This is a genomic window from Cohnella kolymensis, assembly GCF_000829465.1.
Taxonomy (GTDB): domain Bacteria; phylum Bacillota; class Bacilli; order Paenibacillales; family Paenibacillaceae; genus Cohnella; species Cohnella kolymensis.
The window spans coordinates 144,947-159,110 of sequence record NZ_JXAL01000014.1; the positions used below are offsets into that span (position 1 = coordinate 144,947).

Sequence of the window (14,164 nt, forward strand, 5' to 3'; positions counted from 1 at the left end):
CCATCCTATGTTGTGGCAACTTGGTTTCTTGACTAATTTTTAGCCGTTTGAAGAGTATATGAACCAAAAGCCAGCAGTACTGCCGCAAAAAGCAAGAGAATCCCGACAGGTAAAGCGAGACCCTGCAGCGCAGCTCCTGTTGAGGATTGTTCGATCGCATAGATGGCCCACTTCTGCGGTGTAAAGTTGGACAGCTTCTGCATGAACTCAGGCATCATGCTCGCCGGCCAGAAACATCCGCCCAACATACAAGTCGGCACGACGACGAGATTGTTGATATTGCCGAGCTGGGAGCTGTCCCGCAGCAAGCCGGCAACTGCGGATGAGATGCCTACAGCGGCGAGCAGGAAGCTCTCCATAATGAGCAGCAGCGTGCCGAACGGCACACCAAAATCAAAACCGATCACATAACGTGTGGCAAGCAGAATCAGCACCAACTGAAGCGTTCCGAGCATGACACATCCCAGAAAGTTACCGAGCGCGATTTCCCACGAGCGGACCGGAGCCGCAAACATACGGGCCATGGTGCGATTCTGCCGGTCTTCCATAACACCATAGATGGATTGGTTGGATAAGAACATCAAAAACATCAGCATCATTCCGATGACAAGCACGTATGTGTTGTCGGAGGGCAGAGTGACAGAAGTGCGTGTTACGTTAATACCGCCATTGTTCTGTTGATCAAGCAGCTGCTGAACAAGCTGCCCCTTCGCGATCTTGTCCCCGCCTGCTGCCGCCATCTGTACCGTCCGTGCGAGCCGATCGGTTTCCTCCTGAAGGGTAAGCTGAAGGGACGCATTCCATAGCTGCTCATTTTTTCTGTACATCTCGATAACCGGTCTTTCCCCTGCCAGCAGCTTATCGCTGAAGTTTGCCGGAATGTATACCGCTGCGTCTCTCCTGCCTTCAGATACAGCGTCCTTCAACGCTTGTTGAGAAGACTCATCTTGTCCCGCCGGAACGACTTGGTACAGGTCTACGGATTGAATGGACCGAACGACAGATTGTCCCAGTGATCCCGTATCTCCGTTCCATACCGCGATATGCGCTTGTTGTTCTACGGCTTTCCCGAATATGCCGATAATGGCTGAAATGACGACGATAGGCAGCAAAATGAAGAGAAGGAAGCCCCTCCGAGTGCCGATCGTTCTGCGGACTATGAGTTGTGCGAGTAATAAACTGCTCATCAGACTTCTACCGCCTTTCGGAAACGGAATGCCGATATCCATACCAGACCGGCTGCAATCGCGCCTAATGTCAATACCGCTTGCCACTGACCGGAGAGGCTGCCCTCGGACATCATCTGGCGCAGGGCTTCGTTCGCCCAGTGATTGATGGAGAATTTGCCGATGTCCTGCACGGTTTGACCAAGGCCGGCAACCATCCCGCCGCTGAAAAAAGTCATCATGACAACCAACATGCTGTAAATCAACTCGACCGCTTTGCGGCTGCGCACGAAGGACGCGATGATCACAGCCAGGCAGACGGCTGCTATGGAAGTCAGGAGGCAGATTAACGCAATTCCTCCATAATCGGTTCCCCAATCCACGCCATAAATCACCTTAGTGAAGGTCACGATGAATGCCGCTTGAATAAAGGCGATCGCCAATATTCCCGCCAGCTTTCCGAACACGATCGCGTTCATGGACACAGGCATTGCGTATAAGCGCTGCAGGGTTCCTTTTTCCCGTTCCTCCGTTAAGCTGATGGCGGCTGACATCCCGGAGAACAGCAAGAACATGATCAAATAGGCAACCGAATAATACTGAAGTGACGATACGTGGCCGAATACAACGTTACCGCCGGCAGCCAGCGTTCCTACATGAACCATGGATGGCGAGACACCTGTGTGTGCGGAACTTAGATCCGGACTTTGGGCCGATGCGGCCTTTCCCATTGTCACGATCGCCGCCGATTGGCGTATTTTGATTTCTTGTACAAATCCGTTAATGACCGCTTCCGCCGTCAAATTGCGTTCCACCATTCGGCCGGGATAAGCATTCAGCTCACCTTTACCCGAACGGACTTGTTCCGAGAAATCCGGCGGCATGGAAAATCCGTAATCCGCTCTGCCTGACCGCAAATCCTCCTGTAACGCTTCATCGCTGTCAGACATGCGCAGTACAAGGCGCTGCTTTACGGGTTCCGAAGCCAGGAAGACCTGCATCGCCTGACCCAGCTCTCCCGTGTCACCGATGTATAGAGAGACTTTTACCGGTTTAATATTCTGATCCAGGCGTTGCCCAGTATAAAGATAAGGAGCAGCGGAAGCACGAACAGCATCAGCATTGCAGACCTGGTCCGGCTCAGCTTAATCACTTCGCTCACTGCCATTAGAAGACCGACTCTCATGGAAACCTTCCTTTCATCCTCGTGAACTAGATTCTAGGCTCCATCCCGCAGCGTGCGGCCGGTTAGCGTCAAAAACAGGCTTTCCAGATCCGGCTCGACCCGGGTCAGCTTCTGCAGCGCCAGTCCGTGTTTGCTCAAAATGAACAGAATGTCCTGAAGATACGATTGCGATTCCTGCAGCTCGATTTCCAACATTCCGCCTTCTCTCCGTTGAAAGAAGGTTACGCGGGGATGGTTGCGAATCTCTTCCGCCGCTTCGTCGGACAGCCGGCTGCTCTGAAGCATCAATCTTTCTTTAAGCCCTGCGTGCCGGATCAGATCGTCCTTCGTTCCGCAGGCAATGAGGCGGCCCTGGTCCATAATCCCGATTCTGGTGCTGATCGCTTCGACTTCTTCCATGTAGTGGCTCGTATAAATAATCGTTGATCCCATCACGTTCAGCTTTTTAACCGACTCCAAAATATGATTACGTGACTGAGGATCGATACCGACGGTAGGTTCATCCATAATGAGCAGCTTCGGGCGGTGCGTAATGGCGCAAGCGATGTTTAATCTTCTTTTCATGCCTCCGGAAAAAGTAAGCGGCTTGTCTTTGGCAAATTTCTGCAAGCCTGTGAACTCAAGCGCCTCCTCTACCCTCTCCTGCAGCACGCTGCCCCGCAAACCATACAGTCTAGCGAAAAAAGTAACATTTTCTCTGGCAGACAAATTCTCATATATTGCAATCTCTTGGGGGACAAGACCGATCCGCCGTTTGACCTCTAGCGGGTGGGCAGCCACTGAAAATCCTTCCAGGTAGATTTCTCCGCTGTTATGGGGAAGCAATCCGGACAGCAGGTGGATGGTCGTGGTTTTGCCTGCTCCGTTCGGCCCTAACAGGCCGAATATTTCCCCCTGCTCAATCGTAAGTGACAATTGGTTTACACTGATTTTAGTTTCATATTTTTTCACGACATTTTTGAATTCCACCAAAGCGGCCATTCGGGTAAGCCCCTTCCTCACGTTTCTAGATTCATTGTAAACGATCATCCGCGTCAGCGGCAGGTAACCGAAGTCATCAAATCGGATAGGAAACAGGATGACAAAAGTCATTTTCCTAGTGATATAATGATTCCATTACGCCGTCCGGGAGGAACATTCATGAGGCCTCTGCTGGGCTGGATCCAGCATTTGCTCATCCTGCTGCCCGCCATTGCCACGATGTACGTCACAGAGATTAAATCCCCGGCTGTCTATGTCGGTTACATACTGCTGGCGTTGCTGGTCGTGCGGATTGCTGAGCTCATGCCAAACGCCTCTTATCTATTGCTGCCTTTGGAAATGATAGGTTTCGGATGGCTTGGCTCCTATTACGGCGGTCTGCTGTTTTTTTTGGTATATGCCGCTTTGATCTCGGCTTTCATGCATTTCCGGCAGATTCCGGCTTTAGCGGTAATGGCTTTGATCTCTCTTGTCGCGGTCAATGTAATCGCACCTGAGCAAGACATCCGTTCGCTGTGGATCGTCAATTTAATCTGGCTTGCGCTAACGTTAATGTTATCGGCTATGTACATATCGGAGCGAAAAAAAGAAGATCTCGAAGCTGTGTATGAGGCGGCCTCCCTGCGAAATGAACGGCTGCTGGAAGAACGCGGACGCATTCAGGAATTTGCGCAAACCGTCGAGGATTATGCCCAGGTGGAGGAACGCGGCCGTATAGCGACCGAGCTGCATGACGATTTGGGACATCGGCTTATCCGCGTAAAAATGATGACTGAGGCTGTTCTGCAGCTGCTCGACCGTGAACCGGACAAAGCCCGTCAGATGCTCGAGCAGGTGCGCGGACAAATGGAAGAAAGCATGAATAACATGCGCAGCACCGTTCGAAAGCTTAAGCCGCCAGAAGAAAGCAGCCAGCGGCGGTACGCGCTGCACCGGCTCATTGAGGACGCCGGCCGGGATCTGCAGATCGAAGTGAAGCTTGAGATGACCGGACGACCAGTGCCGTTGTACCCAAGCGTCGAGTACGTTCTATACCGCAACGCCCAGGAGGCGATCACGAATGCTGTCCGGCATGGGGCCGCAACCGCTGTTAACATTGAGCTTTGCTTCGAGCCGCATAGCGTACGGATGAGCGTAGCCAACAATGGGACGATTCCTGCCGAGTCTGCCTATGGTTTGGGGCTGCGGGGAATGGAAGAGAGAATTACGATGCTGGGCGGAAAATTGTTGTTGTCGTCGGAGCCTTGTTTCAGCATAACAACGATTATTCCGTATCAGGTAGAAAGCCGCCGCGCTGCGGGAGGAGAATGATCAATTGATTCAGGTATTGATAGTGGATGACGATCCGTTCATTCGAGAAAGCTTGAAAGTGATACTTGAATTGGACCCGGAGCTGCATGTTGTCGAAGTGTGCGGAAACGGTGAACAGGCCTATCGGTTCGTGAGCACACATCCGGAAATTGACGTCGTGCTTATGGATATCCGAATGCCGGAGTGCGACGGCGTGGAAGGAACAAGGAAAATCAAAGCTCTGGCCAACTCGCCTTCCGTGCTGATCTTGACCACCTTCGACGATGATGAATATATCGTGCAGGCCATTCGCTTCGGAGCGAACGGATATTTACTGAAAAATGTCCCTCCTGCGCGGATTATTTCCGGCATTAAATCCGTCTATGAAGGCAATCATCTGATTCATCCGGAAATAGCGCGAAAGCTGGCCGGCTTGTTAGTGCCTCGCGAGCAGGACGGTTCGGTTGCAGCTCCCTCACATGCGGAGAAGGATCTTGCGCGGTATGGATTGACACCCGCTGAGCAGCAAATCGTCCGGCTAATTGCCGACGGCAATTCGAACAAGGAAATTGCGGGCATGCTGTTCTTGAGCGAAGGAACCGTCAAAAATTACATATCGGAAATTTTGGGAAAACTCGCGCTTCGCGACCGGACCCAAATCGCCATTTTTTATTTGAAAAATTAACTGCCGGGAGACCACAGACATGAACACAACAGCTGCAACAGTTCCATTCACGGGTTTTGCAAAGCGTGATTTCGAGGTGTTCGAGATCGAGGGGCTTGAGCCTCGCATGGAGGCATTAATCGAGAGAGTCCGCCCCAAGCTCAACTTGCTCGGGGACATGCTGTCCGGCTATCTCGGGGATTTATGCGGGGAAGAAATGTTCGCCCATGTAGCCAGACACGCGCGGCGCACGGTTAATCCGCCGAACGACACTTGGGTCGCTTATGCGAACAACAAACGCGGATACAAAGCGCACCCCCATTTTCAGATCGGACTCTGGTCCACACATGTGTTCATCCAGTTCGCGATCATCTACGAATCCGCGAACAAGAATATTTTTGCCGAGCGGGCATTGGCTGAACTCGAGTCCATCAAGAAGTCGGTTCCTGCTCATTACATCTGGTCGAAGGACCATATGGTGCCGACGGGAATGGTGCACCGGGACATGTCGGATGCGGAGTTGGCGGAGCTGTTCAACCGCCTGCAAACCGTGAAAGCGTCCGAGCTGACATGCGGCATTCACATCAGCCGCGGCGACCCGCTGCTCGCTGACGGCGAAGCCTTTGTCAAGCGCGCGCAAGAGGTATTCGCCACATTGCTGCCGCTTTACCGTATGGGCTTTGCATGAACAGAGGAGGATAACGGGCCTGAGGACCGTTATATGTGGTAGCATGGCTGGACAAAGCAATATTTTGCAGCAGCGGGCCACAGGCCCGTTAAAAAAATGAGGCGGTCGAGAGAGTCTCGACCGCCTGATTGTCATTTACGCCGCGACTCCGCGATTGGCGGCTGTTGCCGCTTTACGCTGGCGGGCGGATTTGCGGAAGAACAACAGTTCATAGATACATGGAACAATGACAAGAGTGAGCAGCGTTGAGACGATCAGCCCGCCGATGACGACGATGGCCAGGCTTTGCGATACGATGCTGCCGCTTTCCGTTGTGCCGAACACCAGCGGCAGCATGGCGCACACCGTAGCGATCGCGGTCATCAGAATCGGGCGCATCCGTGTGCCGGCGGCCTCCAATAAGGCTTCGCGAATCGTCATCGTTGTCTCGTTCTGAATGACCCTGTCAATGAGCACTATCGCATTTGTCACGACGACACCGATCAGCATGACGACCCCGAATATTGCAGTAAAGTCCGGGTTGACGCCCGAGATAAGCAAACCGAGTACGGCGCCGATCGGCACGAACAGGATGGATGCCATAATCGCAAGCGGTGCTCGCAGCGTTTTGAAGGTGACTACCATGATCAAATACACGATGCCGATGGATACGATCATCATCATGAACAAATCGGTCAACTCCGACATTTGATCGGCCGATGCTCCGCCGACAAACAGCTTGACACCTTCAGGCGGTTTCACGTCTTGGAGCTGCTTGGAAATTTCAGCTCCGACAATCGACAGTTGAGCGGGATCCACGACAGCGGAAACGCGAACATAGCTTGTGCCGTCTTTGTGGAAGACCGTCGTCGATTTCTCTTCTTTCACCCACTTGGCCACGCTGGATACCGGCTTCGGTCCTTGCTCGGTCATGATGGTCAGAGCCGAAAGCTCCGACTCGGATTGAGGTTTCAATACCGGTTCTATCGTCACCGGCGCTGACTGTCCGCCGGCATTAACGGTACCGATAGGTACAGGATTAAGCATACCCTGCAGCTGCGCGGCGATGTCTGCGCCTTTGGCATCCGCCGTATCGACTTGCAGCGTGTATACCGTCTTCTTCTGCTGCTGATTGCTCTCCACCTTGAGGACATCCTTGATCGGCTTGATTTTTACAATGACTTCATCAGCCGTTGCCGCGAGTTGCTGCGGATCGTCACCGATTACATCGACGTATATTTGGGTTCCGTTGCCGCCGCCGATGAAGTTGGACTTGCCTGCGTTTAAGCTTGCACCCGGGTAATTAGGGCGTTCGGATTGCACGACTTTAATAATTTCTTCCGCATCCGCGCCTTTTTTCACCTGAACCATATAGCTGACGAGTGTCGGTGATACGACGACGCCTCCGAATTGCGCGGCATCTGCGCTGTTACCCATGGACATGTTGACCCAGTCTTGAGCTTCTTGTTTCATTAGGAACGCTTCAAGCTTCTTGCCGTTTTCGAGCACCTCTTCAACCGGCGTATCCGATTTGTACTCCATTGTTACCGTCAAATTTGAAGCGCTGGAAGAATCGATCGCCCCTTTAGGCATCGACAAGTACGTGCCGATCGATCCCACGAGAAGAACGAATGCAACGGTTATCGGCAGCCATTTGTGGCGCAGATTCCACTCCAGGAATCCGGTGAATTTGTGTGACGGCTGATGCTCTTTGATGATGGTAGTTTTGAGCACACCGGCGCTCATGAGCGGAATTACCGTCAAAGCGACGAGCAGTGAAGAGAGAAGCGAGTATGTGACGGTTAGCGCAAATGGAAGCAGGAATGCTTGTGTCCCGCCTTGCAGCAGCCCCATCGGCAGGAATACGGCGACGGTAGTCAGCGTTGATGCCGTAATGGCTCTCGCAACTTCTCTTGTCGCATCGATAATGAGATCTCTGGAGAAAGACTCCTTTTGAAGGCGGCGGAAAATATTCTCGATGACCACGATGCTGTCGTCGACGAGACGTCCGACGGCCACCGCGATGCCGCCCAGCGTGAGGATGTTAAGCGTGATCCCGGACATATCAAGCAAATACAACGTCATCGCGAGCGAAAGCGGAATCGACACGATCGTCACCAGCGTGGCGCGTACGTTGCGCATGAAAAGGAGAATGACGATTGTCGCGAACAATGCGCCCAGCAGTACCTCCCTCATCATGCTGTTCACTGAATGCTGCACGTCCGCGGATGTACTGAGCATCACCCGAACGTTCGACTCTTTAAACTCCGCGTTTAATGTATCGATCGCTTTCTCCACGCCTTGGCCGACTTTCACCCCATTGGAATTGGCTCCTTTGGAGATGACCAGCATGAGCGCATCTTTGCCGTCGATCCGGTTAATGCTCTCCGTGTTGTCCAGGTACTTGACTTCGGCAACATCGCCCAGGGTCACCCCTTGAGCCACGGGCAGCTTGGCAAGCGTCTCCACATCTTCAATGCCTGCGGATACATTCAAATTGACGTTCTGCCCGTTCACGATCGTTTCGCCGACCGACGCGGAGGCGCTCCGTCCTTGAAGTACTCCGTACAGTGCTTGCAGCGGGACACCTTTCGCTGTCAGCTTCCCGGCGTCAGGAACGATGCTCACTTGGGGCTGCGGTTTACCGGACAACTGGACTTGCCCAACACCGTCGATCGACCTGAATTCATCATATACGCGCTGTGCGATCTTATCTTTCCGGGCATCCGTAACACCGTCATCGTAAGTCAGAGTAACCCACGAAATCGGGATCATAGATGTATTGAATTGCACGACATAAGCCGGCGACACACGCTCCGGCAGCTGGACGGAGTCCACTGCGCGCTCGACCTCGGCTTTGGCTTCCTTCATATCCGTCTTGGAATCGAAATTCATATTAATTTGCGTGAAGCCGTCTCCGGAAGTGGAGAAAGTGTTCGTTTTTCCTTTGACGGCGGCCAGCGATTGCTCCAACGGATTCGTAACCGACTGTTCCATCGAGGAAGAATCATAGCCCGGTCCGATGACGGATACGGTGATTTGCGGATTATCCGCTTCAGGCAGAAACTCCATCGGAAGCTTGAAATAACTGAAAACTCCGAGTCCGAGCACCATGACGATCAGGAGGATCATGGCTGCTTTGTTGCGGAACGCTCCTTGAATAAAAGATTTCACGTGTGGTTCCCCTTCCAATCCATTATTTTCTAATCTCAGCATACCTGCTGCACACCTCGGCCCGTAAACGGCTGCAGACTGGACTTCAACCCCGACTTAAGACGGATGTTGAGTCCGGCGTAAGTCTTTAACGCGATCCCGCAGGCAGCTGGTTGATAATGCCATTGTAGGACCTAATGAAATCCCATGCAGGTGCCGGAAGTAACTTCGTCGGTCATATGCTTGAATGACGAAAGTCATTTACAGATTCAACCAATGTGTTAGCATGAAACGTGGAGTCACCCTTATGTCGGGAGTGAACGATATGTCCTTGTCCGAGTCTGGTAAATGCATTGAAGTGAAGCAAGTAACGAAAGCGTTCGGTAAAAAAGTGGTGTTAAACGACGTATCGCTGGATGTGAAGCGGGGCGAAATTTTCGGGCTTCTCGGTCCCTCCGGTTCCGGAAAAACGACGCTGGTGCGCCTAATCACCGGGCTCGACGAGCCTGGAAGCGGCTCCATCTCCGTGCTTGGCGAGCAGATGCCGAAGCTTGGGATTTTAAGCCGAATCGGCTATATGGCGCAGTCGGATGCTCTGTACGGGGAGTTGTCGGCGATGGAGAATCTTCAATTCTTCTCATCGTTGTACGGGCTGCGCGGACATCTGCTTAAAGAGCGGATCGGCGAGGCGGCAGAGCTGGTCAAGCTGACCGACGATCTTAAAAAGCCGGTGCACGAATTTTCCGGCGGCATGAAGAGGCGCCTTTCGCTGGCCACCGCGCTTACACATCATCCTGAGGTGCTTATTCTGGACGAACCGACGGTCGGCATCGATCCGGTTCTCCGCAAATCGGTCTGGAAAGAGCTTGACGTGCTGCGTGAAAAGGGAGTGACGATACTCGTGACCACGCATGTGATGGATGAAGCGGAAAAATGCGATCGTCTGGCGATGATACGGGACGGAAAGGTTATCGCTCTCGGAACGCCGGCGCAGCTGAAAATGGATTCGGGCTCCGAAACGATGGAAGATGCTTTCGTGGCGTATGGAGGTGGTCAAGCATGAGAATTCGCGCTCTGGCTTTGCGCATCCTGCGGCAATTCCTGCGTGACCGAAGGACACTCGCTCTTATGCTGCTGGCGCCTCTCCTCGTTCTAACCCTAATGAAATTGGTGTTCGAAGGGCAGGCAGTGGCGCCCCGGATCGGAGCGGTCGCGCTTCCCCCTCCTGTGGTCACTGCTCTCGCAGATGCAGGTGCGGAAATCATGCCTTTCCAAGACAAGCCTGCCGCCATGGATGCGATGGCCGATGCCGAGCTCGACGCGGTGATCTCTCTGAATGGCATGCAGCCGGAGATCGTGCTCGAAGGCAGCGATCCCTCCACAAGCGGAAATGTAATGGCTGCAGCGCAAAAGGCTCTGCAAAATCTGGTTCCCGAAGGATCCGTCATTCCTAAGCCGGAAATATCGTACATGCACGGATCAGGGACATGGATACTTTCGATTATTTTGGATCGGTTCTAGTTGGATTTTTCTCTTTCTTCTTCGTCTTCCTGATCGCCGGTGTTTCTTTCTTGCGTGAACGGACGACCGGAACGCTGCAAAAGCTGCTGTCCACCCCGCTGCGCCGCTGGGAAGTCGTTGCCGGATATTTGCTCGGCTTCGGGCTGTTTACTCTGCTGCAGGCAACGCTCATCGCTTGGTACGCAACAAGCGTACTCGGCATTGCGTTAGAGGGATCCATCTTTCTCGTTCTGCTGATGAATCTTCTGCTGGCGGTAACCGCGCTCACGCTCGGCACGCTGATGTCGGCGTATGCGCAGAACGAATTTCAGATGTTTCAGTTCATTCCGTTGGTCGTCGTGCCGCAAATCTTTTTCTGCGGTTTAATCGATCTGCAATCGATGCCGGAATGGCTTCAGACGCTCGGCCGGTTCCTGCCGCTGTATTACGGCGCCGATGCGCTGAGGGGAATCATGCTGCGGGGAGACGGCTGGGATCGCATTTGGGTCGATGCGCTGGCCTTGCTCGGTTTCTCGCTTCTATTCGCGACACTTAACGTTAAAGCGCTTCGCAAGCATCGCCGTATTTGAACGCAAAAAACCTCCGGCGCCTTCACAGGCTGACCGGAGGTTACTTTTTATAGATCTAGGCTTGAACTTTACCGTGGTCCTGACTTCGGAATTCCGCCAGCAGCCCTAGCGCGGCAATGGAGAGCAATCCCGATACGACGAACGGCAGCCAATCCGCGGCAGCTAGCAGCGCAGCGCCGAGAAGCGGCCCGATAATCCGCCCCAAGCTGTCCATTGAGGAGCTGAGGCCGGATGCGATTCCCTGCCCCACCGTCGTCTTCTGTGTGATCAGGGACGTTACGCAAGGCTTAATCAGTGAGTTGCCGATACCGAACACGCACAAGTAGACCGTAGCCATCAGCCAACTGTTCGCAGTCAGCAGCAGGAAGAAGCCCGCCGCCGAGATGAGTAGACCAATCGCGATATAACGGGTTTCTTCCCCTTTTTTCACGCGTCTCCTTACAATACCGCCCTGGACAAGCGCTCCCGCCAACCCGCAGAAGAAGAACATCATGCCGATCTGCAAAGGCGTCACGTTGAACTGTTTCATGCCGAATAACTGTAAAGTGGCCTCCAATATGGCCAGCGAGAAAGTGACGAAAAACGCCAGGACATAGAGGAATTTAAGCGGGCCTTGAAAAGCTGTCCAACGGGAAGCTCGTTTGCCCTGATTTTTTACGGCCCGTTTTTCCGGCGGAAGTGATTCCGGCAGCTTCAGCCAGGCGGCGACAAAAACGATAAATGAAAGCGCGGCAGCCGCAAAGAAAGGCATATGATGCGAAATTTCGCTGAGCAAGCCTCCGAATCCCGGACCGAATGTGAAGCCCAGTCCGATGCTCATGCCCACGACAGCCATGCCTTTCGTCCGCTGTTCCTCCGTCGTAATGTCGGCGACATACGCGACAATACAGGAAACGACAGCTCCGGAGAACAATCCTCCCAGGATCCGGGATGCGTACATGATCGCGAGACTTTCGCCGGATAACCCGAACAATAGAAAACTGATGCTGAAGCCCAAAACTCCTATCATAATAACCGGTCTGCGGCCGATTCTTTCGGACAAGCCTCCCCACACCGGACTAAGCAGGAACGACATCAGAGAATAGACGGCGAGCATTGCCCCGGTGTGCCAATTCGCCGCGTTATCGCTGACATCCGATACCAATTGGGGTAATACGGGAATAATGATCCCGAAGCCGATGAAGATCGTAAAAAGCATAATACCGACGATAACCAGTTTGCTTTTCAAAGCAGATTCTCTCCTCTGTCAGGGACAAAAATTTCCCATCTTTCATAAGCCTGTATATAGAAGATGGTAGCATACAGTTCACTGCCTTCCAAATGGAATGCGATGACGTTTATGTGACAAGTTCCGCTTGCCGACCGCTCCTGTTGATTTCCCCCCTGTTTTTGATATACTCATCCTGTTTGGACAACAGGTATCTCGTTAGATGATCGTATGGAAAGGCAGGGAACGACTTGGATCAAACGCAAACACCTTTATTCGACGCACTTCGCCGCCACGCGGAGAAAAACCCGGTACAATTCCATATACCCGGACATAAAAAAGGGGCCGGCATGGACCCCGAATTCCGCGATTATGTCGGTACTAACGTGCTTAACATCGACCTGATCAATATCGCTCCTCTCGATGATTTGCATCAACCTGTCGGTGTCATCGCGCAAGCGCAGAAGCTGGCAGCGGAAGCTTTCGGCGCGGATGCCACCTACTTTTCCGTACAAGGAACAAGCACCGCCATTATGACCATGATTTTATCCGTATGCGGTCAAGGCGATAAGATCATCGTTCCGCGCAACGTGCACAAGTCCGTGCTGTCCGCCATTATTTTCGCCGGCGCTCGTCCTGTATTTCTTTCGCCGCAGCGCGACACCAACCTGGGAATCGACCACGGGGTTACGACTCAATCCGTCCGCCGCGCATTGGAAAGGCATCCGGACGCATCCGCGGTGTTCATCATCAATCCGACTTACTTCGGTATTTGCGCCAACCTCAAGGAAATCGTCGACCTGGTGCATGAGTACGATGTTCCGGTGCTGGTCGATGAGGCGCACGGCGCATTGATTCATTTTTCCGATCAACTTCCGCTTTCCGCGATGCAAGCCGGGGCCGACATGTCCGCCACCAGCATACATAAACTGGGCGGCTCCATGACGCAAAGCTCGATCTTGAACATCAAGACCGGACTGGTAAGCGCGCATCGGGTTCAGACCATCCTCAGCATGATCACGACCACCTCAACATCGTACCCTCTGCTCGCTTCCCTGGATACGGCCCGCCGCAGATTGGCGCTTCATGGGAAGGAGTTGGCGGAGCGGGCCATTGAGATGGCCAACCGGGCCCGGGCGGCGATCAATGAGATTCCCGATCTGTATTGCTTCGGTGACGAGATTCTTGGAGAAGAGGCGACGTACAGTTACGATTCCACCAAGCTGACCATTCATGTGCGCCATCTCGGCATCAGCGGGTACGACGCGGAGAATTGGCTGCGTGAGCATTATAATATCGAAGTTGAGCTCAGCGATATGTATAACATTCTCTGTCTGATCACCCCCGGGGATAATGAACAGAATATCTCGACGTTGTTGAACGCTTTGCGTGCAATGTCGGAGGCGTACCACAGCAACAACAGAAAAATTGTCGAGGTTGACGTTAAAATTCCGGAAATCCCTCACCTGGCATTAACGCCGCGCGACGCTTTCTATGGTGAAACCGAGCTCATTCCTTTCAGGGAATCGGCTGGCCGCATCATCGCGGAATTCATCTACGTGTATCCGCCGGGTATACCGATTGTGCTTCCGGGAGAGGTCATCTCTCAAGAAAACATCGATTATATCGTGGATCATCTGGAAGTGGGATTGCCCGTCAAAGGTCCGGAAGACCGGACGATCACGAACGTGAAGGTGATCCTGGAGGAAACCGCGATTTCATAAGCAAAGCACAAGGGTCTGCTCCCGATTTGTCCGGGA

The 14,164-nt window shown here is 53.1% G+C and carries 11 protein-coding genes and 1 pseudogene; 6 read left to right on the top strand and 6 right to left on the bottom strand.

Features of this window, described 5'->3' with window-relative positions:
- Positions 1 to 32: 32 nt before the first annotated feature.
- From SD71_RS09610 to SD71_RS09620, 4 genes are read right to left on the bottom strand one after another with little or no spacing between them, the layout of a single operon-like run.
- On the bottom strand, positions 33 to 1,187 hold the full coding sequence (locus SD71_RS09610; RefSeq protein ID WP_041062163.1) for an ABC transporter permease: 1,155 nt from the start codon (positions 1,185 to 1,187) through the stop codon (positions 33 to 35).
- Complete coding sequence (locus tag SD71_RS09615) at positions 1,187 to 2,236, bottom strand: ABC transporter permease (protein ID WP_082034152.1); 1,050 nt, start codon at positions 2,234 to 2,236, stop codon at positions 1,187 to 1,189. Before SD71_RS09615 ends, SD71_RS09610 begins: the two co-directional genes overlap by 1 nt.
- Complete coding sequence (locus SD71_RS23930; protein ID WP_161793363.1) at positions 2,212 to 2,352, bottom strand: hypothetical protein; 141 nt, start codon at positions 2,350 to 2,352, stop codon at positions 2,212 to 2,214. Before SD71_RS23930 ends, SD71_RS09615 begins: the two co-directional genes overlap by 25 nt.
- Positions 2,353 to 2,385: 33 nt before the next feature.
- Positions 2,386 to 3,333, bottom strand: a complete 948-nt coding sequence (locus tag SD71_RS09620; protein WP_041062165.1) for an ABC transporter ATP-binding protein — start codon at positions 3,331 to 3,333, stop codon at positions 2,386 to 2,388.
- 159 nt (positions 3,334 to 3,492) lie between these two features.
- Between SD71_RS09620 and SD71_RS09625 the strand changes: the two genes are divergently transcribed.
- From SD71_RS09625 to SD71_RS09635, 3 genes are read left to right on the top strand one after another with little or no spacing between them, the layout of a single operon-like run.
- Positions 3,493 to 4,644 carry a sensor histidine kinase gene (locus SD71_RS09625; protein WP_041062166.1) on the top strand — a complete coding sequence of 384 codons (1,152 nt, stop codon included), beginning with the start codon at positions 3,493 to 3,495 and terminating at the stop codon, positions 4,642 to 4,644.
- Between the two features lie 4 nt (positions 4,645 to 4,648).
- Positions 4,649 to 5,308 carry a response regulator transcription factor gene (locus SD71_RS09630; protein ID WP_041062167.1) on the top strand — a complete coding sequence of 220 codons (660 nt, stop codon included), beginning with the start codon at positions 4,649 to 4,651 and terminating at the stop codon, positions 5,306 to 5,308.
- 19 nt (positions 5,309 to 5,327) lie between these two features.
- Positions 5,328 to 5,975: a YktB family protein gene (locus tag SD71_RS09635; protein WP_041062168.1), complete on the top strand. Its 648-nt coding sequence runs from the start codon at positions 5,328 to 5,330 to the stop codon at positions 5,973 to 5,975.
- Positions 5,976 to 6,110: 135 nt separating this feature from the next.
- Here the strand turns inward: SD71_RS09635 and SD71_RS09640 are convergent, their stop codons facing one another.
- Positions 6,111 to 9,128, bottom strand: coding sequence for an efflux RND transporter permease subunit (locus SD71_RS09640; protein WP_041062169.1), 3,018 nt, complete (start codon positions 9,126 to 9,128; stop codon positions 6,111 to 6,113).
- A 286-nt stretch (positions 9,129 to 9,414) separates the two neighbouring features.
- Here SD71_RS09640 and SD71_RS09645 point away from each other — a divergent pair, with 286 nt between their 5' ends.
- A complete protein-coding gene (locus tag SD71_RS09645; protein WP_235427056.1) occupies positions 9,415 to 10,170 on the top strand; it encodes an ABC transporter ATP-binding protein in 756 nt (251 codons plus the stop codon).
- Positions 10,167 to 11,197: pseudogene (locus SD71_RS09650) on the top strand (ABC transporter permease). Before SD71_RS09645 ends, SD71_RS09650 begins: the two are co-directional and overlap by 4 nt.
- A gap of 55 nt (positions 11,198 to 11,252) precedes the next feature.
- Here the strand turns inward: SD71_RS09650 and SD71_RS09655 are convergent.
- Entirely contained in the window at positions 11,253 to 12,425 is a 1,173-nt protein-coding gene (locus SD71_RS09655) for a tetracycline resistance MFS efflux pump (RefSeq protein ID WP_041062170.1), read from the bottom strand.
- Positions 12,426 to 12,655: 230 nt separating this feature from the next.
- Here SD71_RS09655 and SD71_RS09660 point away from each other — a divergent pair, with 230 nt between their 5' ends.
- Positions 12,656 to 14,128, top strand: coding sequence for an aminotransferase class I/II-fold pyridoxal phosphate-dependent enzyme (locus SD71_RS09660; protein ID WP_041062171.1), 1,473 nt, complete (start codon positions 12,656 to 12,658; stop codon positions 14,126 to 14,128).
- Positions 14,129 to 14,164 lie beyond the last annotated feature (36 nt).

Coding starts and splice junctions, on each gene's coding strand:
- SD71_RS09620 (WP_041062165.1), bottom strand. CDS start 3,333: ATGGCCGCTTTGGTGGAATTCAAAAATGTCGTGAAAAAATATGAAACT.
- SD71_RS09610 (WP_041062163.1), bottom strand. CDS start 1,187: ATGAGCAGTTTATTACTCGCACAACTCATAGTCCGCAGAACGATCGGC.
- SD71_RS09625 (WP_041062166.1), top strand. CDS start 3,493: ATGAGGCCTCTGCTGGGCTGGATCCAGCATTTGCTCATCCTGCTGCCC.
- SD71_RS23930 (WP_161793363.1), bottom strand. CDS start 2,352: ATGAGAGTCGGTCTTCTAATGGCAGTGAGCGAAGTGATTAAGCTGAGC.
- SD71_RS09645 (WP_235427056.1), top strand. CDS start 9,415: ATGTCGGGAGTGAACGATATGTCCTTGTCCGAGTCTGGTAAATGCATT.
- SD71_RS09635 (WP_041062168.1), top strand. CDS start 5,328: ATGAACACAACAGCTGCAACAGTTCCATTCACGGGTTTTGCAAAGCGT.